Origin of the sequence: Desulfotomaculum sp. 1211_IL3151 (assembly GCF_036763075.1) — a bacterium.
In the GTDB taxonomy this organism is placed as follows: domain Bacteria; phylum Bacillota; class Desulfotomaculia; order Desulfotomaculales; family Desulfotomaculaceae; genus Desulfotomaculum.
Map to the genome: position 1 here is coordinate 90,908 of NZ_JBAIYV010000051.1, position 21,658 is coordinate 112,565.

Below are 21,658 nucleotides of genomic sequence, written 5' to 3' on the forward strand. Positions count from 1 at the left end.
TAAATTAAGATTGCTAGCAATTAGCTTTTAACTATCCCAAAAAACGGCTCAGGATAACAAAGATGACGCATTAACACATGTCGTTTTTTTGCCTAATAACGATTGACTAAGCTAACGACTAACAGCTAACTTTAAATTTCACATAGAACGTCGTACCACCGGATCCCGATTCTACCTGGATCGTACCCCGGTGGCGGGCCACAACACTAAAACAGTTGGCCAGACCAAGTCCCGTACCCTTTTCTTTCGTCGTATAAAAGGGTGTCCCTAACTTTTCCATCTGTTCCGGTAGAATGCCCGTTCCCTGATCTTGTACCGCCAGTACCACATCATCATTGTCAACAAAGGTTCTTATTCTCAAGCAATAGCCCTGGGACATGGCTTCCAAACCATTGCGAGCTAAGTTTAAAATAACTTGGCGTATTTCTTTATCATTTAATAGCAGATCTGGCACCTTGCTCGTTTCAAGATAAATATTTTTCCCCTGACCTACCGCATCGGCCTGAATGAGGGGGGCCAGGCTATGCAGGATATCGTTTAAATTCTGCATGGTCATTTCCGTTGTCTTACTTCTGCCGATGGAAAGAAACTCACTGATAATAGAATTGGCACGATCCAGTTCATCAATCATTAAGTTATAATAATCCATATACTGAACACAATCCGGTTTATCCCTTAAAATCTGTAAAAAACCCTTAACGGTGGTCATGGGATTGCGTACTTCATGACTAATACCCGCAGCCATTTCTCCCACTAAATTTAGACGATCCAAACGAAGCATTTCCTTTTCCATTTCCTTATGTTCGGTGATGTCCCGGACAACGGTGGATACCCCTGTAAACCTGCCGTTTAAATCATAGATGGGTGAGATGGTATGGGCAACCTGGATGATCCTACCATCTTTTCTTTGTCTTACTGTTTCATAATTGTGCAGTCTTCTCCCGTTGCGGACAGCATCCATAATTTCTTCCTCACATCTGTTATTGTCTGGACATAAAAAAGAAAAGTGCCGGCCAATGGCCTCTTCTTCGGTGTAGCCATAGATACGTTCTGCCCCGGCATTCCAACTGACAATGATACCCCGGGGGTCCTTACTGATGATGCCATCGTCAGAGGACTCCACAATGGCAGCCAACTGCCGCAGCTTTATCTCATTTTTCTTCCTTTGTGTTATATCTTCCACAAAGGCAATGGCTTGAATAAACTTTCCCTGGGCGTCCCGTATGGCTGTCACAGACATATTAGCCCAAACTACTTTGCCGTCCTTCCTGATATACCTTTTTTCCATTTGATAGTAATCTAATTTGCCGGAGGCTAACTGACGGTAATAAATCATATTCTTAGCTATGTCATCTGGGTGAGTAACTTGACGTGTATTTACGCCGATAAAATCTTCTGTCGAATAACCTAATATATTTTTCAAGGCTGTGTTGCCATGCAGCACCGTACCCTCTCCGTCCATAATACCAATCCCAGTAAAGGATTTTTCAAACATCGCTTGAAACCGTGCTTCACTGGTCTCAGCCGCCTGCTGCATTCCCTTTAGGTGGGTAATATCTTTAGCCACAACAAAAACACAAGACTTGCCGTCCAGTTTGATCATACTGGCAGATCCCAATACTACATTGATCTCCCCGGAAGGTCTTCTAAAATAAACTTCTTCATTATGAACCGAACCATATTCACGCAATAACTGAAATAATTTGTCGTGATCTACGAAACGCAGGATACTGTTTAATTGCATTACCGTTTTACCAATGACAGCTTCCCTGTGGTTACCCGTGTAAGCCAACCAACTGGCATTGACATCAATAAAAATCAAATCCGGTAGGGATAGTATGGCCATTATATCCGGGCTGGCATGGAAAATCTTACAAAACTTTTCTTCGGAGGCTTGCAGAGATTTTTCAACTTGTCTTTTTTCCTTGCGTAGCTTGGCTTCCCGCAGTTCCCTTTGGATGGCAGGAATTAAGCGGCTCAAATTACCTTTGACGATATAGTCTTGGGCACCGGCCCGTATGGCCTCCACCGCTGTTACTTCGGATATTTGACCGGATAACATAATGAAGGGCAGCTCAAGGCCCCTTTCTCGAATCATTTTCAAGGCCTCTAAACCACTGAACTGTGGCAGCACATAGTCTGATAGAATAATATCCCAATCCACTGACAGGGCCTGGCTCATCTCCTGTCGGTCCTTAACCCACCGGTAGCTGAACGCATACCCTCCTTCTCTAAGCTCTCTTAACAATAGATGCAGATCGTCTTCCGAATCCTCTATAATTAAAACCCTCAGCTTTAGGTTCATTATAACCTCCGAGAAAACAGAAATATTTTGTTTAATCTCTCTCTTCATATATAATTGGCTTTTATAATTGGCTTTACTTTCTACCCAATGCATTAATTTTCCTTTTTTATTTATATGTCAGAACTATTATTTCTCTTTAAAGCATTGACATATTTTCTTGTTGGTTATAATAATTAATAGTAGATAAGAAATATTCCTATTTAAGAAGGTGAATGCTTTGCAGGAGTTACAGCTTTTAATCCAACAGCTAAAAGAAAAGGGCGTCAAGGTAACCCCCCAAAGGCAAGCTATTCTTAGCAGCTTTTTGGGTCCTGAAAATAAACATTTAAGTGCCGAGGACATCCATTTGGCCATTGCAAAAACCTATCCTACCATTAGCCTTGATACGGTTTATCGAAATCTTGGGATGCTTCGGGACATCGGCATTTTAAGAGAACTTAATTTAGGCGAGCGACGGGTTCATTATGAATTAACGAGTAATATCCACCATCACCACCTGATTTGCACCCAATGTGGTGATGCCCAAGAGATTCATTATTGCCCGCTAAAGTTTCTCGACCAAGATAAAGTCAATAAATTTAAAATACTAAGCCATTCCTTTGAAATTTTTGGTTTGTGTGAAAAGTGTACTAAGAAAGGGGGATTATTGTGAAAAGAGTAATTTTAAGCATGCTGGCTCTTATTTTTTTAGTCCCTGTTGCCATCGGCTGTCAAACAAATGGCAAAAATCAGCCCGACCAGGCAGAAGACACGCTAAAAGTATATACTAGCATCTACCCCCTCTATGATTTTGCTAAACAAGTGGGTGGTACGAAGGTTCAGGTGGAAAACATCGTGCCTCCTGGTGCAGAACCCCATGATTGGGAGCCCAGTCCCCAGGACATGGTAAAAATGACCAAAGCCAATGTGATCATCCTAAGCGGTACCGGTGTGGAACATTGGGGCGATAAAATTTTAAATACCCTGGATAGGGAAAATATAACGATCATTCAAGCTGGTCAAAGGCTCAATTTAATAGAAGAAACACATGCCCACACGGATTCACCTGAACATCATCTCCATGACCCTCATGTTTGGCTTGATCCATTACATGCCAAAATAATGGTAGATGAAATCCTTACAGGCCTAGTCAAGGCTGATCCCAACAATAAGTCCTATTACCAGGCCAATGCCAACCAGTTTCAACAGGAATTGGATAAATTACACTTAGAATATCAAGAAAATCTGGCTAAGACCAAGACCAAGGAGTTTATTACCTCTCACGCTGCCTTTGGCTACCTAGCTAAGCGCTATGGTCTGATTGAAATACCGATCCGTGGGCTAGCAGCAGAAAGTGAACCCAGTCCCGCTGATATGGCTGCCATTATTGAACTGGCCCGGAATAAAAATATTGATACCATTTTTTTCGAAACCCTCGTTAACCCCAAAGTCTCTGAAACTCTGGCCAGTGAATTGAAGGCAAAAACCCTGGTACTGAATCCCATCGAGGGGTTATCTGAACAAGAATTAGCAAGCGGTGAAAATTACCTATCTGTGATGAGAAAAAATCTTGCCAATTTAAAAATTGCTCTAGGAGCTGAATAAAATGAATAAGGAAGATATCATAAAGATTGAAGGGATGACTTTTACCTACGTCTGCCACCCGATCTTAAATAATATGCATCTGCGTGTTGCCGCAGGGGATGTGGTAGCCATCACAGGACCAAATGGTTCCGGTAAATCCACCCTGCTAAAACTAGTCTTGGGGCAGTTAAAACCTTCTGCTGGTTCCATCAAGGTTTTTGGCAGCGAAGCGCATAAGGTAAAGGACCGCTACCGCATCGGCTATTTGGCCCAAAAGGCCACAGGTTTTAATAGCCAATTTCCCGCCACCGCCCGGGAGGTGATCCGCTCGGGCCGGGTTCCTAGGCGAGGTCTGTTCCATCCCTTATCAAAACCAGACCACCTGCTGGTGGACCAGGTTTTGCAACAGGTGGGCATGACAGAATTTGCTGACCGACCAGTAGGCACCCTTTCCGGCGGGCAGCAGCAAAGAATCCTTTTGGCCAGGGCCTTGGTCTCGGAACCTGAGCTTTTAATCCTTGATGAACCAAACACCGGTGTTGACCGTGCTGCCTTGGATTCTATGTACCGTCTTTTAAAGGAACTAAGCCTGCTGCAAGGTATCACCATGTTAATTGTTTCCCATGAATTGGCGGGCTTAGGATCTTTGGTCAGTCACCAGGTTTGCCTGGATAAACATATTTGCAGTTGTTCTTGCCACCAATATAATGATCCAGAAAACCAACTAAAAAACTGCAAGCGACGCATTACCAGTCAGCCCACCAACACAAAGGAGCCATGTTATGGAAATTTTACAGTATGAGTTTATGCAGCGGGCACTGTTAGCTGGTTTTTTAGTGGGCCTCATCTGCCCCATTGTTGGTTTATTTATCGCCCTGCGGAGGATGTCTATGATTTCTGATGCTTTATCCCATGTCTGCCTATCCGGTGTGGCAGCGGGACTAATGACAGGAATTCACCCGATCTTAAGTGCATCGCTTTTTGCAGTTGGCGGCGGGCTATTGCTGGAAATGTTACGCAAGCTATACCGTGGTTATTCGGAAATTTCCATTGCCATTACTCTTTCCACCGGGGTAGCTCTGGGTGCCATCCTTTTAGATTTAGGCAAAGGCTATAGTGCCAATTTTATGAGCTATCTCTTTGGCAGTATTGTGGCCATCAGCGTGGATGACTTAAAAATCGTCTCCCTGCTGGGTATTGCCATTTTACTCTTAGTTCACCTCTTAAAGAAGGAATTATTCGCCATTTCCTTTGATGAGGATCATGCCAGGGTCAGTGGTATTCCGGTGGATGCCATCAACACTTGTTTTACCATTATGACTGCTATCACCATCGCCTTAGCCATCCGAGTAGTGGGTATTCTATTGGTATCTTCACTGATGATATTGCCGGTGGCCACAGCCATGCGTTTGGCCAGCAGTTTCCGTGGTGCTATGCTATTATCCATTTTGTTCGGTGAAACAGCTATCTTTATTGGTGTCTTTGCCTCCTTTTACATGAATCTGGCACCAGGAGGTGCCATTGTCATGACCTCTGTCATTCTGTTGGTAAGTAGTCTGGTTTACCAACAGCTCAACCGTAAAATGGCAATATATAAAGGAATTGTATCTTAAAAACCGAGGTCTCGGACCTCGGTTCTTCTATTGGGGTGCTTATAAATTACATCCTATCTGTAAATAATATGCTATATTATCTGGAGAAAATTGGAGGGGTAAAATGGAATTTCTACAAACGTGGATTAATCCTATTTATGCTATTGTACTATGGGTATTGGTTTTTGTTTTAATTAAACCACAAAGAATTAAAGAATTATTACCCATCGGCATCATAGCCGCAGCTATATTATTCATGGTTGAATATGTTTTAATTTCACTTGGCCTAATCCAGTTTAACAAAGGTTGGGTATTAGTTGCCGGGGTCCCTTTATTAAATCCCCTTTGGGGTGCAGCGGCAGGAATACTCGTAATAAGTTATATGAAAGATGACTTTAGTAAAAAAATCCCAATATTATTATTTTTTACTATCATTGCAGAAATTGCTTCTTATGTCGCCATTAAAGTTGGTAACCTTTCCTTTTTAGGAAACTACAGCATACTCTATGATTTCCTGCTTAATTTTGTGGTTCTGTTAATTTTAACCCAAATCTGTGAGGGTTTATATGGCAAACGAATATATAAGCACATTTAATAAGAAGGGGAGTGTCACTGACAACTACTGAAAAATAGCTAGGCGACACTCCCTTTGAAAGTTAATCCCTGCAGACTTTAAGGGACCGTTATAATACTAACCAAACATTGTAAATCTAAAACATTAAGCCATAAAGTTTGCGAATAATCCGATGGGCAAAAAAATTCTCTGCCGAAGCAGAGCAATTCATTGCGTAGATTATGTGAACTATATTTTTGCCCGAAATACAGAATTTATTCCTGAATTAATCATTCTTGGAAGTAAGTTATAAACAGTTTTTCAGTAATAATAACACGTTATCCACAGAGTTACCCACATTTATCATGGTTATCCACAGTAATCACAGGATTTTATAAATGATCAATGGCATCCTCCACTATTTTTCGATTGTCAAACAAACGCATCAGCCTTTTTATGTCTTGCTCGTAACGGATGATATCTTCTATCTCTTTTAATAGTTCTTCCATATCTTCTTTGGTAAACAGGGGTATTAAACCTTTTAATTCCTTAGGGTCCATATCGGGGGAAAGCATCTCTCTCACTTCCTTATTTAAAGGTATGACAAAATATTCAAAGACCCCAGGAAAAGTTCCCGAAAGAAACAAGTTCTTCCTTTCACTTGATTTTTTCAAAATAAATAAAAACGGCCGGAAAACGGCCGTTTTTATTTATACATAGGTAACCCCAACACTATTATCCGGAGGTGGTTTCACCGTTTTACGGTCCGTCGAATACTTGGGAACTTGCTTATGTTTTCCATTATCCCGGGACTTTAGTCTGCGGCTCATAGCAACCCCTCCTTTAAATTTAATCATTATTATTTTCCTTCTTTATAAGAAGAATCATGCAAGTTTGTGGACGGTAATTTTTTCTGAGGTGTAAAAGTTTTTCCAAGTTGCCTATAAATAATCATTGACAAATTTAAAGACATAGCATAAAATCATCATTAGTCAATTTAATAATATATTCTTCTTATCCAGAGAGGCTGAGGGACTGGCCCTGAGACGCCCGGCAACCTTCTTAGAAATTTCTTGAGAAAGGTGCTAATTCCTGCAGAAGAACATTCTTCTGAAAGATAAGGAGGGGGCATAGGTATATTATGGCCTCTTCTGGTCTGCCCAGAAGGGGCCTCATTTATTTAGAAACGGGCACACTAAACTCAGCAATCAAGGAAGGTTGATATCATTGATAGAAATTAAAGACCTAACCAAGATTTATCATTCCAGTGCCGGAGATGTTAAGGCCCTGGACAGTGTAAGTTTGAGAGTTCGCAAGGGCGAAATTTACGGTATCATTGGTTTCAGTGGTGCCGGTAAAAGTACCCTGATACGCTGCGTTAATATGTTGGAAAAGCCTACTTCCGGCAGTATTAAAGTAAATGGTCAGGAAATGACCAAATTAAGTGAAGCAGGACTAAGGGCCAGTCGCCAAAAGATTGGTATGATCTTCCAACACTTTAATCTATTATCCTCACGAACAGTCCATGAAAATGTCTCCTTCCCTTTAGAGATAAGCGGTGTGGACAAAGAAACAAGCCAAGAAAAGGTTACCAAATTATTGGAGTTGGTAGGCCTAACGGATAAAGCCAATGCCTACCCCAGCCAACTATCCGGTGGGCAGAAACAACGGGTGGGCATCGCCCGGGCCCTAGCCAATGACCCCATTGTACTGCTGTGTGATGAAGCTACCTCGGCCCTGGACCCTGCTACAACCAGCTCAATTCTAGAGCTGTTAAAGGATATTAACCGCAAACTGGATCTAACAATTCTGATGATTACCCATGAAATGAAGGTTATTTCAGAAATTTGCGATTCCGTGGCGGTCATTGAAAAAGGGAAAATCATTGAAGCCGGCTTGGTCATTGATGTCTTCACCCAGCCCCAACACCCAACCACCCGACGTTTTGTCCAAACTATCATTAATACCGATGTACCAGACAAAGTTAAGGAACGCCTACTAGAAAAGGGTGAAGGGCAAATCATACGAGTTTCTTTCATTGGTGATACCACCGATGAACCAGTGATTTCAACTCTGGTCAAACAATTTGATGTAGATGTTAACATCCTTTACGGTAATATTGATCAAATTCAAGATACAGCCTTTGGTATGTTAATTATTGAGTGTATGGGTTCCCATATAAGTTGCCAAAAGGCAGTGACATATTTGCAGAAACAGGGTTTAAGAATTGAGGTGTTAAAGGATGTCTAATGAAGTTCTCTCCCACCTGTCTAATTTATCACCTGAAATCATTAAAGCTACCTGGGATACCTTATATATGACAATTGTATCTGTGGTCTTTGCCTCCGTTCTAGGCATCCCCCTTGGTGTGATTTTAGTTATTACCGACAAGGGTCACATAAAAGAAAATTTGACACTTAATAGGGTTTTAGGATCCATCGTGAACATCTTTCGCTCCTATCCCTTCATTATTTTATTACTGGCCCTGGGTCCCTTTACCAAATTTGTGGTGGGCACCACCATCGGAACCACCGCGGCCATTGTACCCCTCACCGTTGCCGCCGCTCCCTTTGTGGCTAGAATGGTGGAAACTTCTTTAAAGGAAGTAAACTGGGGGGTGGTCGAGGCTTCTCTGGCAATGGGGGCCAGCACCTGGCAAATTATTCGCAAGGTACTGCTTCCTGAGGCCCTGCCTGGTATTATTTTAGGTACGACTATTACGGCCATTGCCGTGGTTGGTTACTCTGCCATGGCCGGTGTCGTGGGAGGAGGTGGCCTAGGGGATCTGGCCATACGTTACGGCTACATGCGGTTTGATTCAGTAGTAATGGTAACCACCGTGGTCATTCTAGTTATTATGGTTCAAATCATGCAAACCCTTGGCAATATACTTGCCGAAAAATTTAACAAAAACTAAGGAGGAGTTTCCGTGAAAAAGAAGTTTGCGTTACTGTTAACTTGCCTGCTATCTCTCAGCCTGCTGCTGGTTGGCTGCGGCGGCGAAAAGGAACAACCACAAGCTGCTAATGATGATAAAGAAGCGAAGGTATTAAAGGTTGGCGCTACCCCGGTACCCCATGCTGAAATATTAAAAATAGTGAAACCTATTTTAGAGAAGGATGGCATCCAACTGGAAATCGTGGAATTTAACGATTATGTACAACCCAACCTGGCCCTTAATGACAAGCTGCTGGATGCTAACTACTTCCAGCACCTACCTTACCTTGAAGAATTCAACAACCAAAAGAGTATGGAATTAAGCTATACTGCCAAAATTCACTTTGAACCAATGGGTCTTTTCTCCAAGAAAATTACCGCCGTCAGCGAATTTAAAGAAGGCGACAAAATTGGTATTCCCAACGACCCCACCAACGGTGGTAGAGCCCTGGCTGTTTTAGAAGAGGCTGGTCTGCTGAAACTTAAGGAAGGCGTTGGCATCAGTGCCACAGTACGGGATATCGTAGAGAAGAAAGTAGAAGTTATTGAATTAGAAGCTGCTCAACTCCCCCGTTCCGTCGATGATCTAGCTGGTGCAGTAATTAACGGTAACTTTGCCGTCCAAGCCAACTTTGTTCCCACCGATGCCATGGTGGCCGAAGATGCTCAATCTGAAGCCGCTGACACCTATGGCAACATTTTAGCCATCCGCAAAGGGGACGAAAACCGTGAAGAAATCAAAAAACTGACCGAAGCTTTAAAGAGCCCAGAAGTTAAGAAATTTATCGAAGACACCTACAAAGGTGCCGTTGTAGCAACATTTTAATCCATAACCGCAAGTCCCCCGGAAAACTCCGGGGGACTTTGCTTTTAGCCTTTAGCTGTTACCCGGTTAGCTATCTTACCCTGAAAATAGCCGTGGGCCATGGGCTTTGCCGCCTTTCAATGTTAGATACAGCTAATAGCTGACGGCTGATGGCTAGGAATGAGACATTTCTTTGTACAGCTTATGAATGGAGCTGCTTTCAATGCGGGAGATGAAGGAACGTGAAATGGCTAGCTGCTGGCCTACCTCCCGTTGGGTATATTCCTGACCGCCATCTAGGCCGTATCTTAATTTTATGACTGCCTGTTCCCTGGGAGATAGTTTTTGCAGGGCCTTTTCCAGTCTTTCCACTTCCAAACTGGTTTCTACCACCTCATCCACCGGGGTATCTTCGTTCATCAGGGTATCTTGCAATTCCAAAAGTCCCCCATCTTTATCATAATCCAGAGGTTCTGAAATGGAGATGGTATTTCTCATGGTCTTTTGTTTGCGCAGCACCATCAGCATCTCATTTTGAATACAAACCCCGGCATAGGTTGAAAACTTTCTGGCTTTGGTCATGTCAAAGGTATCTACTCCCTTAATTAAACCAATTACACCAATTTGAAAGAGGTCTTGTTTTTCCACACCATTGTCTTTTAACTTATTGGCAATCTTAGCAACTAATCTTAGGTTCCGTTCTATTAATACCGTTTTAGCCAATTTATCCCCTTTGGCTAATCTTAATAACCATTCCCTCTCTTCCTCGGGGGATAAGGGATCTGGCAAACTGCCGGATGAAATATAGGAAACCAAAATTGCAATGCCATTTAAAACCGAAAGGGCTATTAAGGTAATGATACCTGCGGTCACTTAGCATCCCTCCGTAACAAAAATACTTATCTACTTTATGCTACGTGGGAAACGATTAAAATGTGCTTGTTCACATAAAAAAAGTAGTTAGAAAGTTCTGGCGAAGGATTTTCAAGTAAATTCATGGAAATAAGAATTATGTCGAATAGAGGAGGGTTTTATGAGGAGAATATAGTTATATTTTTTAACCGTGTGCGTGTCCCTTTTATAAAAACCTTCTTATGTTTTTGGTACATGCACATTTTTTCACTTGATTGTTAATTTTTCTTTAAGTCTTTTTAATTTTTTAACATTAACAAACTGTATGTGGTATACTCTTTCATGGACAAGGATAAAAAATATTTCCTTGGGGGGGACTGTATGTTATTTAAGAAGAAGGATATTTTCTTTGAAACCTTCATCGCTATTTCAAAAAACATTACCGAGGCTGCTGAAGAATTCAGCTCCGAAATACACAAACCCGGCACTGAGAGAAAAGCTTTGACGGATATTCAAGACTTGGAAAAAAAAGGTGATCGCTACACCCATAGCATCTATAAGGAATTAAACAAAACTTTTATAACACCTCTGGAACGGGAAGATATTTTGAATCTGGCCGTTAAAATGGACGATATACTGGATGGTATCGAGGCTACCTTGATTCGTATGGATATCTATGACATCCGTGATATTAACATTTTCATTAAGCGAAATACGGAAATTATTGTCGAACAGTGCAAGGAAGTTGAAGGAGCCATCGAAAAACTGACTTCCAAAAAGTTTCTTGATATTCGGCCTCATGCTGTACGCATTAATGAACTGGAAAACGAAGCGGATGACCTATTCAATAATAGTTTACGGGAATTAGTTTCCTCCTGTACCGATGCCATCGAATTTGTTAAGTACAAGCAGATTTATGAGATGTTAGAAGAGGTTACCGATGCCTGTGAAGACGTGGCAAATATTCTTGAGAGCGTTCTCATGCGAAATTCCTAATAAGGAAGGCGTAATATGGAACTACATTTTGTCATTATTGCCGTTGTTATTTTGGCCTTAAGCTTTGATTTTATTAACGGATTTCACGACACTGCAAATGCCATTGCCACCTCTATTTCCACCAAGGCTATCAGACCAAGGGTAGCTATCGTCTTAGCTGCAGTTATGAATTTATTGGGTGCCCTTACTTTTACTGGCGTTGCTAAAACGGTGGGTGGCAGTGTAGCTAACCCGGCTAGTCTGGATAACGGGGTTTACGTAGTGGCCGCCGCCCTGGTGGCAGCCATTATTTGGAACCTACTAACCTGGTATTATGGTATTCCCAGCAGTTCTTCTCACGCCTTGATTGGTTCTTTAGCTGGTGCTGTTATTGCCTCGGCTGGCTTTAGTGCTGTAAACCTTAAAGGTTTCTTAACCATTATCGAAGCTCTTATTTTATCCCCCTTAATTGCCTTTACCATTGGCTATATTATTATGTCTATTATTCGCATAATATTTGCCAATTTTTCACCCCATAAAATGAATTCGAAATTTCGCTTTTTACAGATATTTACCGCATCCTTTCAAGCTTTCAGCCACGGCACCAACGATGCCCAAAAAACAATGGGTATTATCACCTTTGCTTTGGTTGCAGGGGGGTATCAGGATACCTTGGATGTAGCCCTCTGGGTGAAAGTCTCTGCCGCGGTTGCCATGGCCCTGGGTACCTCCGTGGGCGGTTGGCGTATTATTAAAACCGTTGGTTCTAAGATCATTAAATTAGAGCCGGCCAGTGGTTTTGCTGCAGATTTATCCTCTGCCCTTATTATTATTGGTGCCACCATTATTCGATTACCCGTTTCCACCACCCATGTCATTAGCTCGTCCATTATGGGTGTTGGTTCAGCCAAGCGTTTATCCTCTGTTAAGTGGGGTACCGCAGTAACAATGGTTTCTGCCTGGATTATTACTTTACCAATCACAATGCTTTTGGCTGCGCTAAGCTTTATTATTGTTCAAGCATTATTCCTATAAGAAAAGAGACAGGGAGTCGGTTCTCTCTGTCTCTTTTCTTATATCTTCAATTATCACCACAGCGGAGACGGTTCTCCCTGTCGCATTTTTATTTTTAAGTTTTTAAGTGATTATTTTTTCTATGCGAACGGCACAGATTTTTAGCTGCGGTATTTTGGCAATGGGGTCATGGGCAGCGTTAGTAAGTTGGTTTATCGGCACCTGGGGGTAATGGAAGGAAGTAAAGACTAAACCGGGTGGCGTTACTTCTGTTATTCTTACTGCCAGTTCCACCTTGCCACGGCGCGAGACAACCTTAACTTTATCCCCGTCAACCAGGCCCAAGGGAGCTGCATCCCGGGGATTCACTTCCAAATATTCGTCTGGATAATGCTTTTCCAGGGTACCAGTCCGCAGGGTCATTGTGCCTGTGTGGTATTGATAGAGTCTTCTGCCCGTGCTTAGCACCAGTGGGTACTCTGCATCGGGTATTTCCGCCGCTGGTACATAAACCACCGGGTGAAATTTACCACGCCCCCGGGGGAAGCTTTGCTGATGCAGTATCGGTGTACCAGGATGCTCTGCGGTGGGGCAGGGCCACTGCAAACCTTGTTGTTCTAATCGTTCATAGGAAATACCACCGTAGGAAGGTGTCACACTGGCAATTTCCGCCATGACCTCTGCGGGGGAACCATATTGCATGGGATAACCGAAGGCATTCGCCAGCATACTGATGATTTGCCAATCGGCCTTGGCTTGGCCCACCGGTGCAATGGCCTGACGCACCCGCTGCACCCTACGTTCGGTATTGGTAAAGGTTCCATCCTTTTCGGCAAAGCTGGCAGCCGGCAGCACCACATCGGCCAACTTAGCTGTCTCTGTCAGAAAAATATCCTGCACCACCAAAAAATCTAAGTTTTGCAAGTCTACTTTAACTTGATTGGCATTGGCATCGGACAAGAGGGGATTCTCCCCCATAATATACATACCCTTGATGCTGCCGGCACTGGCTGCTTCGAACATTTCACCCACTGTGAGTCCCGGGGCAGCAGGTAAATCTGAAACACCCCAGGCCATGGCAAAACTTTCTCTGACTTGATGATCGCTTACATTTTGATATCCGGTCAGCACATTGGGCAGTGCTCCCATGTCGCAGGAACCCTGAACATTATTTTGTCCCCGCAGGGGATTGACGCCGCTGTGTTCTTTGCCAAGCTGACCGCACAACAAGGCCAGGTTGGCCACTGCCAAGACATTATGGGTACCAGTGGTGTGTTGGGTAAGACCCATGGTATATAAAATGGTGGCCCTTTGGGCCTGGGCATAGCCCCTGGCCACTGCCTGGAGGATCTCAACGGATATACCCGTGATTTCGGCCACATGGGCCGGGGTGTATTTTTCTACAATTTGTTTAAGTGCCTCTAAATCTTCGGTGCGCTGCTCAACAAAGTCCTTATGCCAGAGTCCCTCTGCAATAATTATCTGGGCTAAGCCGTTAAGCAAGGCCACATCGGTACCTGACTTTAATCTCAGATGATGGTGGGCCAATTGGGCCACTTCGGTTTGACGTGGGTCCAGCACCACCAGGGTGGCACCCTGCCGTAGTGCCTTTTTGACCTGCAAGCCAATGATTGGGTGGGACTCTGTGGTGTTGGTACCAATGGCTAAAATAAAATCAGCCCCGGCAATTTCTTTAATACTGTTGGTCATGGCACCGCTGCCCAAGGATGCCGCCAGACCGGCGACAGTGGGAGCGTGTCAGAGACGGGCACAATGATCGATATTGTTGGTGCCAAGGACCCCACGGGTCAGTTTTTGCAGCAGATAGTTTTCTTCATTCGTACACCGGGCGGAACTTAATACTCCCAGGGCAGCGGCACCGTGGGTTTGCCTAATGGCAGACAGACTTTCCGCCACCAGGTTAATGGCTTCATCCCAACTGGCCTCAACAAAGTGACCATTTCTTTTAATTAAGGGTGAGGTTAAACGATCTGGATGGTGGATAAAGCCATGGCCAAACCTTCCCTTGACACACAAGGACCTGCCGTTAACTTCTCCCTCGCAGGAGGTTACCCCAACCACTTGTCCCCCCTTGACATTTAGTTCCAGGCTGCAGCCAGTGCCACAGTAGGGACAAACTGTTTTTATTTTATTTACTTCCCAGGTCCTGGCCTTTTTTCTTAAACCCCTTTCCTGTAGTGCCCCCACCGGGCAAACAGCCACACAGTTACCGCAAAATACACAGTTTGATTGGGCCAAGGGCAAGTCCAGGGCCGTGGCAATTTTGGTTTGAATACCTCGATAGGTAAAATCCAAGGCATGTTGTCCCTGTACTTCACTGCACATACGTACACATTTGCCACATAGAATGCATTTATTCATATCCCGAACAATAAATGGGTTGTCCTGTTCTATTTCATAGTCATGGCTTTGACCGCTAAAACCAGGTCTTGCCACACCATAGCGAAAGGCGTAATCTTGCAGCCGGCAATCCCCGGCCTTGCCACAGGTGAGACAATCCTGGGGGTGATTGGCCAGCAATAATTCCAAAATGGTCCTTCTGGCCTCCAACACCGCCGCTGATTCGGTGTCGATAACCATGCCCTCTTTGACAGCAGTGGCACAGGCTACTTGTAACTTGCCGGTATCAACCATTTCCACCACACAAATACGGCAGGAGGCCGCCCTGGTTAATTCCGGATCATGGCAAAAGGTGGGGATAAAAATGCCCAGTTGCTCGGCAGCCTCTAAAATGGTACTGCCCACAGGAACAGCAATTGACTGGCCATTGATGGTTAGATATATCTCAGACAAAATATCACTCTCCTTTTGCCGCGGTTAACGTTTTCGTACAGCACCAAACTTACATTTTTGCAGGCAATTGCCGCATTTTATGCAGCGGGTTCCATCAATGACATGGGGTTCTTTTTTGTTGCCGCGGATGGCCCCGGTGGGACAGGCCCTGGCACAACTGCCACAGCCCTTACAGGCCTCGGCAACAATCGAGTATACCAGCAGCTTGGCACAAGCACCGGCGGGGCAGCGTTTGTGATAAATGTGGGCTTCATATTCCTGCCGAAAATAGCGCAGGGTACTTAGTACCGGATATGGTGCACTTTGTCCCAAACCACAGAGGGATGTATTGCAGATAATTTTAGCCAGACGTTCTAGGTTTTCCAAATCCTTGGGCTGACCCTGCCCTTCACAAATCCGGGTCAGTATTTCTAACATACGCAGGGTTCCCTCCCGGCAGGGAGTGCATTTACCACAGGATTCCTTTTGCGTAAAATTTAAAAAAAACCGAGCTACATCCACCATACAGGTGGTATCGTCCAATACCACCAATCCACCGGAACCCATCATAGACCCTATCTGGTCTAAGGAATCATAATCCACCGGCAGATCCAAGTGTGCCTCAGGAATACATCCCCCGGAAGGCCCCCCTGATTGGACTGCTTTAAAGGCTCGCTGATTTGAGATGCCCCCACCTATATCAAAAATGATCTGGCGCAGAGTGGTACCCATGGGTACTTCCACCAAACCAGTGTTGATAACCTTACCCGTTAATGAAAATATTTTGGTCCCCTTGCTTTTTTCCGTGCCCATGGAAGCATACCAGGCAGCACCCTTGGTGATAATGGTGGGAACATTGGCAAAGGTTTCAACGTTGTTGATTACGGTGGGTTTTTGCCATAATCCCTTTTCCGTGGAACGGTCCGCCTTAAACCTGGGCATTCCCCTATTTCCCTCAATGGAGGTCATCAGTGCCGTTCCTTCACCGCACACAAAGGCCCCAGCACCGGCTTTAATTTTTATATGAAAGCTAAAATTAGATTGAAAAATATGATTACCTAAAAGTCCAGCCCTCTCGGCCTGTTCGATGGCCAGCTTTAATCGCTTGATGGCCATTGGGTACTCTGCCCGCACATAGATATAGCCTTCGTCGGAACCGGTGGCATAGCCACATATGGCCATGCCCTCTAGTACCTCGTGGGGATTACCCTCCAACAAACTGCGATCCATAAAGGCACCCGGGTCTCCTTCGTCGGCATTGCAAATAACGTATCTTTTATCCGTTATTTTAGCCTTTAGAGCAGATTCCCACTTCCTTCCAGTTGGGAAGCCTGCACCACCGCGGCCCCTGAGACCTGACTTCTTTACTTCATCAACCACCTGCTGGGGTGTCATCTGCCGGATTACATTTTCTAAAGCTTGATACCCGCCCTGGGCCAAGTAGTCTTCAATATGCTCCGGATTAATCTGACCACATTTTGCTAAGACAATCTTTTGTTGGCGGGCGTAGAAGGGCACCTGGTCATAGGTGTTGATTTGCTGTTGATTGCTAGGATTAACATAAAGAAGACGTTCCACCAGAGAACCTTCTTGCAGGGAAGTGATAATCTCCGACACATCTCCCTCGGAAACCCTGGTATAGAAAGTTTTGGTCGGTTCGATGCTAACCACCGGCCCTTGTTCGCAGAAACCATGGCAGCCTACTGGCTTGACCACTATTTGATCCTGTAAACCCCTTTGTTGTACCTCGGCCCGCAGCCCTTCCAGTACCCTCAGGGAACCGGAGGAAGTACAGCCACCCGCACACACACAAACAATTTTTTTCATGGCAATCCTCCGTCCTATTGATACTGTTTTAAAACTTCCAGAGCTTTGGCTGGGGTAAGACGGCCATGGGTATCTTCATTGACCATCATGGCCGGAGCTAAACCACAGGCTCCCAAACAAGCCACTGTTTCCAGGGTATAGCGCAAATCTTCGGTGGTTCCTTCGTCCTTTAGGCCCAGTGCCTGCCTGATACTCTCCAGCAAAGGACTGGCTCCCCGAACATGACAGGCAGTACCAGTACAAACCCGGATAACATTCCTGCCCCGGGGCTTTAGGTGAAATTGAGCATAAAAGGTAGCTACACCAAAAACCTTACTAAAAGGAAGGCCTAACCCCCTGGCAATCTCCTCCATCACCTCTCCCGGCAAATAGCCGAAAATTTCCTGGGCCTCCTGCAATAGGGGGATTAAAGCACCAGCAACACCCTGATAACGAGCAATGGCCTCCCGCAGGGCCATTTGTTTCGGATCTTCCTTGGCGTGTTTATTGCCACAGCAGCAAGCAGACAAGCTTATTTCCCCCTTCCTTGAACTTTCTGCCAGCGTAAACCAAAAACACCCCACCACTGTGGAGCGTCAATTTTGTCAATGAGTTACTTTCTTATTTTATACCATTTTTCGCGGTAGGGCTAGCTCCTTAGCTATTAGCTATGTCATCCTGAACGATAGCGAAGGATCTTGACTCAACCTTTTTTCACAAAGATTGTTGCTAACGGCTGGCAGCTAACAACGAATCCACCTCTCCCGCCCTTCTTGCAGGGCTGCCTGGTACACTTCTTTAACCGGAATATGCAAACGGTTGGCTAAGGCCCGGCAGTCTTCATACTCGGGTTTGAGGTTTAATACTGGCTGACCTGGGCCCAGGCGGGCTAGCTTAATTTTGACCGGGCCGTAAGGTGTATTTACTTTTCTAATTTCCCGGAACAGCTTTTTTCTGTTTTGATAAGCAATCCTTACCCCTAGGGATGAGGTCTCCTGTAAAATAACCCCCGTTAGGGCATCAACATCCTGGGGGCGGCAGATAACCGTTAATTTAACTGCCGGGCGGCCTTTTTTCATGATAATGGGTGTGTAAAAAACATCTAGAGCACCTTCGGCTAAGAGCTTGTCTAACACGAAGGGATGCAATTCAGGATTCATATCATCTATATTGGTCTCTAATAGGGCGAGGTGATCTTGCATTAAGGAGGAAACGGTGCCAACCATCACCCTTAACAAATTATCTGCTTGGTCATCACCACCATAGCCCAGGGAATCTAAAATCATTGCCGGCTCCTCTGCCATATCAGTAACCAGGGTCCTGGCAATGGCCGCACCCAGTGGTGTGACAAAACCAGTACGATTGCTTCCTGTACAAATGGCAAGGCCCTTTAATAATTCCATTGTCTCGGGCGAGGGGATGGTGCAAGGGGCATTTTGGTTAACGAACTTTGTTGCAAAACGGATCGGTGAGATCAGGATTTTCCTTGGTGCTAGCCCTTGGATGCAAAGCAAAATAGCAATGGTTTTGATAACCTTCGTTAACGCATCCTCTATTCTGACATTCTTCAGAGGCAGCTCTAACACCCTAGCTTGGGCCTCTGCTAAGTTGGTAAAAATATGGATTACCCGTTCCTTGAAATCGTCACTTAAGCCTGTCTCCTCAATTATATCCAACAACTGAAAAAAAGTTTGTTCCCCCGAATGTGGCGATTGCAGCGAAACCCGGTTGGCAGGAAAAACTTCGCCTCCCCTACGGCAATGAATTTCACAAGGGGGCAAACCCAGGCCAGACAATTTTTTTGCCAAACTTATCTCATTTTTTTGAGCATGAAGTAAAGCAGCAAGAATCATATCTTCGGTTAAACCAGAGATACAATCAAAATATAGTACTAGAATAAAAACCCACCCCTATTCCATGTCTCACAACACACGGGGACGGTTCTTTTGTGTCCCTGTGTCCACGGGGACACAAAAGAACCGTCCGAAACCAATGAAAAAGTGCTTCTAAAAATTCACCCTATACAATATGTTGTGATTCAACATGGGTTTTAGTCACAATATATTGAGTGGATTCTTGAAAAATGATACTTTTTCAGTGATCTCGAACCGTCCCCGCGCGTTGTCGTGTGTTGTTCCCTGTGTTGTGTGTCTACCCCAGCACCTCCCAAACAGGCTGGGTACTCCGTAAGGAGCACAGTAAAACCTTGTCAATGTTTTTTCCAAGCAATAATTTAGCCAGTCTTCTTGCCTCTGGCAGATCTTCCTGATGATCAACCTTATTGATCAGGCAAACCCTTCTGGCGCTGGCAGGCAACCCTTTAAAAATCCCCCTGGGATGCAGCAGGCTACTGGCTATGGCTGTGGCGGTCAGGTTCTTATTTAAGGGGAAAGCGGTTAACTCTGAAAAAAGCTCCGCCCTGTGCACAAACTCTTCCCGCAGGGGTTTGTGGCGTGCATCCCAACCCACAATCCCCAGGCCAAGGGTGCATTCCCTTGGAATGACTGGCTCATGGTCAGCGGGTGCCTTGATCGGCTTACCCTTTGAACCGTCCGCCTCACAAAGGATAAAATTGGCCCTGCCCTGACAACTAATTAAATCCACACATTCTCCATCAAGACCCACAAGTTTACCATTATGATCAATAAACTTACCAAGGCAAACTTGGGAATTCGTGTCCCAGGCACATTCTAATGCTTGAAATAAGTTTTGACAATCCTTGCTTAAAATCAATGATTTTCTTTGTCCGTTTTCTGGGGGCCATATTTTGGTGGTGGTGGTAACAATGACTTTGTTCCCCCGGTCAGCCAATTCCCCGCTTAATCTATACATGGCAGTGGTTTTACCACCGCCGCCCACCAGACAAATTGTTTCCTTTGGCCCAAGTTCCAAAGCGGCATGCAGGCTTAGCAACGTTCTTCCTCTCCCTAATCGAAGGCTAGCGTCTAATTATGGGTATGTTTGTGGTGCTGGTGCCCGTGCTCATGCCGGTGTTTCTCTTCCCCCACAATAACACGCAGGGCATTGGGTATCCGCAGTTCCGCGGTACCTGCACCATAGCCTATTTGTCCAGGAATCATGGCCGGCAGGTCCGTGAAGTCCTGACATAGGGCAGAAATAATAGCGGCCCCGGTGGGGGTAACTAATTCTCTGTTCACGCCGCCATTATAAATGGGAATACCCTTTAATAGTTCCAGGGTTGCCGGAGCAGGGACTGGGATAAGCCCATGCATACAGTGAGTCCAGCCACCCCCAACATTGAGAGGGGAAGCCGTTATTTTCGTAATATTCATCTTATGTAAACTAACCACAGCCCCTACAATATCGACAATGGCATCCACTGCCCCAACTTCATGAAAATGAATCTTCTCTGGGCTTACGCCGTGAATCTTACCCTCCGCTTCGGCTAAGCGGTTAAATATTTTCATCACGGTACCTTGGATCGGTTCCTCCAGGCTGCTTTCTTGAATAATCTTGTGAATATCACCAATATGTCTGTGCGGCTGCTGTTCATCCGTAACCACAGAAAATTTAGTAGCAGTAATCCCCTTTTTTATTACTTTCTCCGATTTGATTTGGAAATTAGCCAGGTTTAATTTAGCCAGTTCCTCTTCCAACTCCCGAAAGGGTAAACCAGCATCCAGCAATGCACCAATGATCATATCTCCACTGATACCTGAAAAGCAGTCAAAGTAAATAATCGACAATTTCTACTCCCCCATCCGATTTATCATAGCGGCAGCATAAGCGGCACCAAAACCATTATCAATATTAACCACAGTTACTCCTGAGGAGCAGCTATTTAACATGGCCAGCAGGGCTGCCAGGCCGTTAAAGCTAGCACCATACCCCACACTGGTGGGTACGGCAATAACCGGCTTGTCCACCAAGCCGCCTATAACACTGGCCAAGGCCCCCTCCATACCTGCAACCGCCACAATCACCCTGGCAGCATCTAATTTTCCCCGATTCATCAACAGCCTATGAATGCCCGCAACCCCGGCATCATACAAGCGCTCAACCCTTGCCCCCATTAAATCCGCAGTAATAGCTGCTTCCTCCGCCACAGGCAAGTCGGATGTGCCTGCACAGGCCACCAGCACATTACCAATTCTTTTTTGTTCCCCTCTGGTAACAGTAATTAACCTGGCTGTGCTATCATATTTAGCATCAGGAACTACCCTTTGGACAGCCCGGTACATCTCCTGGGAAGCCCTCGTACCCAATATATTGCTTGTGGAGCGGTCCGCCAAGGCCTCCATAATTTTTTGTACCTGCTCCACCGTTTTACCGGCACAATAGACTACTTCCGCAAAACCCCTACGCAGGCTCCTATGGTGATCTATTTTGACAAAACCCAAATCTTCGTAGGGAAGGTTCTTTAGTCCTGCCAGTGCATCGTCAATGGTTAGGGTGCCCTCCTTCACCTGGCTAAGCAGCTGCCTTATTTCATATTGATCCAT

The 21,658-nt window shown here is 44.9% G+C and carries 20 protein-coding genes and 1 riboswitch; of the genes, 10 read left to right on the forward strand and 10 right to left on the reverse strand.

What is annotated here, in order from left to right:
• Nucleotides 1-118: 118 nt before the first annotated feature.
• On the reverse strand, nt 119-2,305 hold the full coding sequence (locus V6C11_RS14700) for a PAS domain S-box protein (RefSeq protein ID WP_333531950.1): 2,187 nt from the start codon (nt 2,303-2,305) through the stop codon (nt 119-121).
• Nucleotides 2,306-2,522: 217 nt separating this feature from the next.
• Between V6C11_RS14700 and V6C11_RS14705 the strand changes: the two genes are divergently transcribed.
• The 5 genes from V6C11_RS14705 (at nt 2,523) to V6C11_RS14725 (ending at nt 6,055) form a co-directional block, all read left to right on the forward strand.
• On the forward strand, nt 2,523-2,957 hold the full coding sequence (locus V6C11_RS14705; RefSeq protein WP_333531951.1) for a Fur family transcriptional regulator: 435 nt from the start codon (nt 2,523-2,525) through the stop codon (nt 2,955-2,957).
• Nucleotides 2,954-3,889 (forward strand): metal ABC transporter substrate-binding protein, encoded by a 936-nt coding sequence (locus V6C11_RS14710; RefSeq protein WP_333531952.1) that lies wholly within the window; start codon nt 2,954-2,956, stop codon nt 3,887-3,889. The genes V6C11_RS14705 and V6C11_RS14710 overlap by 4 nt, the downstream gene beginning before the upstream one ends.
• Nucleotide 3,890: 1 nt before the next feature.
• Nucleotides 3,891-4,670: a metal ABC transporter ATP-binding protein gene (locus V6C11_RS14715; RefSeq protein WP_333531953.1), complete on the forward strand. Its 780-nt coding sequence runs from the start codon at nt 3,891-3,893 to the stop codon at nt 4,668-4,670.
• Nucleotides 4,651-5,481 carry a metal ABC transporter permease gene (locus tag V6C11_RS14720; RefSeq protein ID WP_333531954.1) on the forward strand — a complete coding sequence of 277 codons (831 nt, stop codon included), beginning with the start codon at nt 4,651-4,653 and terminating at the stop codon, nt 5,479-5,481. The genes V6C11_RS14715 and V6C11_RS14720 overlap by 20 nt, the downstream gene beginning before the upstream one ends.
• A 103-nt stretch (nt 5,482-5,584) precedes the next feature.
• A complete protein-coding gene (locus V6C11_RS14725; protein ID WP_333531955.1) occupies nt 5,585-6,055 on the forward strand; it encodes a hypothetical protein in 471 nt (156 codons plus the stop codon).
• A gap of 350 nt (nt 6,056-6,405) precedes the next feature.
• On the opposite strand, the gene V6C11_RS14730 is transcribed toward V6C11_RS14725, so the two are convergent.
• Nucleotides 6,406-6,588, reverse strand: a complete 183-nt coding sequence (locus V6C11_RS14730; RefSeq protein WP_333531956.1) for a hypothetical protein — start codon at nt 6,586-6,588, stop codon at nt 6,406-6,408.
• A 436-nt stretch (nt 6,589-7,024) separates the two neighbouring features.
• Nucleotides 7,025-7,137, forward strand: a riboswitch (SAM riboswitch).
• 103 nt (nt 7,138-7,240) lie between these two features.
• Here V6C11_RS14730 and V6C11_RS14735 point away from each other — a divergent pair.
• Genes V6C11_RS14735 through V6C11_RS14745 form a run of 3 tightly spaced genes read left to right on the forward strand, consistent with a single transcriptional unit; the run spans nt 7,241 to nt 9,776 of the window.
• Nucleotides 7,241-8,263 (forward strand): methionine ABC transporter ATP-binding protein, encoded by a 1,023-nt coding sequence (locus V6C11_RS14735; RefSeq protein ID WP_333531958.1) that lies wholly within the window; start codon nt 7,241-7,243, stop codon nt 8,261-8,263.
• Nucleotides 8,256-8,930, forward strand: a complete 675-nt coding sequence (locus V6C11_RS14740) for a methionine ABC transporter permease (RefSeq protein WP_333531959.1) — start codon at nt 8,256-8,258, stop codon at nt 8,928-8,930. Before V6C11_RS14735 ends, V6C11_RS14740 begins: the two co-directional genes overlap by 8 nt.
• A 12-nt stretch (nt 8,931-8,942) precedes the next feature.
• On the forward strand, nt 8,943-9,776 hold the full coding sequence (locus tag V6C11_RS14745) for a MetQ/NlpA family ABC transporter substrate-binding protein (protein ID WP_333531960.1): 834 nt from the start codon (nt 8,943-8,945) through the stop codon (nt 9,774-9,776).
• 153 nt (nt 9,777-9,929) lie between these two features.
• Here the strand turns inward: V6C11_RS14745 and sigK are convergent, their stop codons facing one another.
• Entirely contained in the window at nt 9,930-10,628 is a 699-nt protein-coding gene (gene sigK / locus V6C11_RS14750; protein WP_333531961.1) for an RNA polymerase sporulation sigma factor SigK, read from the reverse strand.
• Between the two features lie 360 nt (nt 10,629-10,988).
• On the opposite strand from sigK, the gene V6C11_RS14755 reads away from it, so the two are divergent.
• Both V6C11_RS14755 and V6C11_RS14760 read left to right on the forward strand, forming a co-directional pair.
• Complete coding sequence (locus V6C11_RS14755) at nt 10,989-11,603, forward strand: DUF47 domain-containing protein (protein WP_333531962.1); 615 nt, start codon at nt 10,989-10,991, stop codon at nt 11,601-11,603.
• A 15-nt stretch (nt 11,604-11,618) separates the two neighbouring features.
• On the forward strand, nt 11,619-12,617 hold the full coding sequence (locus V6C11_RS14760; RefSeq protein WP_333531963.1) for an inorganic phosphate transporter: 999 nt from the start codon (nt 11,619-11,621) through the stop codon (nt 12,615-12,617).
• Between the two features lie 102 nt (nt 12,618-12,719).
• Here V6C11_RS14760 and fdhF read toward each other — a convergent pair whose 3' ends face one another.
• From fdhF to larB, 7 genes are all read right to left on the reverse strand, one after another.
• Nucleotides 12,720-15,410 carry a formate dehydrogenase subunit alpha gene (fdhF, locus tag V6C11_RS14765; protein ID WP_333531964.1) on the reverse strand — a complete coding sequence of 897 codons (2,691 nt, stop codon included), beginning with the start codon at nt 15,408-15,410 and terminating at the stop codon, nt 12,720-12,722.
• 24 nt (nt 15,411-15,434) lie between these two features.
• On the reverse strand, nt 15,435-17,216 hold the full coding sequence (locus tag V6C11_RS14770; RefSeq protein ID WP_333531965.1) for an NADH-quinone oxidoreductase subunit NuoF: 1,782 nt from the start codon (nt 17,214-17,216) through the stop codon (nt 15,435-15,437).
• Between the two features lie 14 nt (nt 17,217-17,230).
• On the reverse strand, nt 17,231-17,725 hold the full coding sequence (gene nuoE / locus V6C11_RS14775; protein ID WP_442886078.1) for an NADH-quinone oxidoreductase subunit NuoE: 495 nt from the start codon (nt 17,723-17,725) through the stop codon (nt 17,231-17,233).
• Between the two features lie 213 nt (nt 17,726-17,938).
• Nucleotides 17,939-19,093 (reverse strand): LarC family nickel insertion protein, encoded by a 1,155-nt coding sequence (locus tag V6C11_RS14780; RefSeq protein ID WP_333532054.1) that lies wholly within the window; start codon nt 19,091-19,093, stop codon nt 17,939-17,941.
• 253 nt (nt 19,094-19,346) lie between these two features.
• A complete protein-coding gene (yqeC, locus tag V6C11_RS14785; RefSeq protein ID WP_333531966.1) occupies nt 19,347-20,108 on the reverse strand; it encodes a selenium cofactor biosynthesis protein YqeC in 762 nt (253 codons plus the stop codon).
• 32 nt (nt 20,109-20,140) lie between these two features.
• Complete coding sequence (larC, locus tag V6C11_RS14790; protein WP_333531967.1) at nt 20,141-20,902, reverse strand: nickel pincer cofactor biosynthesis protein LarC; 762 nt, start codon at nt 20,900-20,902, stop codon at nt 20,141-20,143.
• Between the two features lie 3 nt (nt 20,903-20,905).
• Entirely contained in the window at nt 20,906-21,658 is a 753-nt protein-coding gene (larB, locus tag V6C11_RS14795; RefSeq protein ID WP_333531968.1) for a nickel pincer cofactor biosynthesis protein LarB, read from the reverse strand.

Bases quoted from the DNA above. Each gene is read 5' to 3' on its own strand.
- V6C11_RS14700 (WP_333531950.1), bottom strand. From the start codon at position 2,305: ATGAACCTAAAGCTGAGGGTTTTAATTATAGAGGATTCGGAAGACGAT.
- V6C11_RS14715 (WP_333531953.1), top strand. From the start codon at position 3,891: ATGAATAAGGAAGATATCATAAAGATTGAAGGGATGACTTTTACCTAC.
- V6C11_RS14720 (WP_333531954.1), top strand. From the start codon at position 4,651: ATGGAAATTTTACAGTATGAGTTTATGCAGCGGGCACTGTTAGCTGGT.
- V6C11_RS14725 (WP_333531955.1), top strand. From the start codon at position 5,585: ATGGAATTTCTACAAACGTGGATTAATCCTATTTATGCTATTGTACTA.
- V6C11_RS14730 (WP_333531956.1), bottom strand. From the start codon at position 6,588: ATGCTTTCCCCCGATATGGACCCTAAGGAATTAAAAGGTTTAATACCC.
- V6C11_RS14740 (WP_333531959.1), top strand. From the start codon at position 8,256: ATGTCTAATGAAGTTCTCTCCCACCTGTCTAATTTATCACCTGAAATC.
- V6C11_RS14755 (WP_333531962.1), top strand. From the start codon at position 10,989: ATGTTATTTAAGAAGAAGGATATTTTCTTTGAAACCTTCATCGCTATT.
- V6C11_RS14760 (WP_333531963.1), top strand. From the start codon at position 11,619: ATGGAACTACATTTTGTCATTATTGCCGTTGTTATTTTGGCCTTAAGC.
- V6C11_RS14770 (WP_333531965.1), bottom strand. From the start codon at position 17,216: ATGAAAAAAATTGTTTGTGTGTGTGCGGGTGGCTGTACTTCCTCCGGT.
- larB (WP_333531968.1), bottom strand. From the start codon at position 21,658: ATGGATCAATATGAAATAAGGCAGCTGCTTAGCCAGGTGAAGGAGGGC.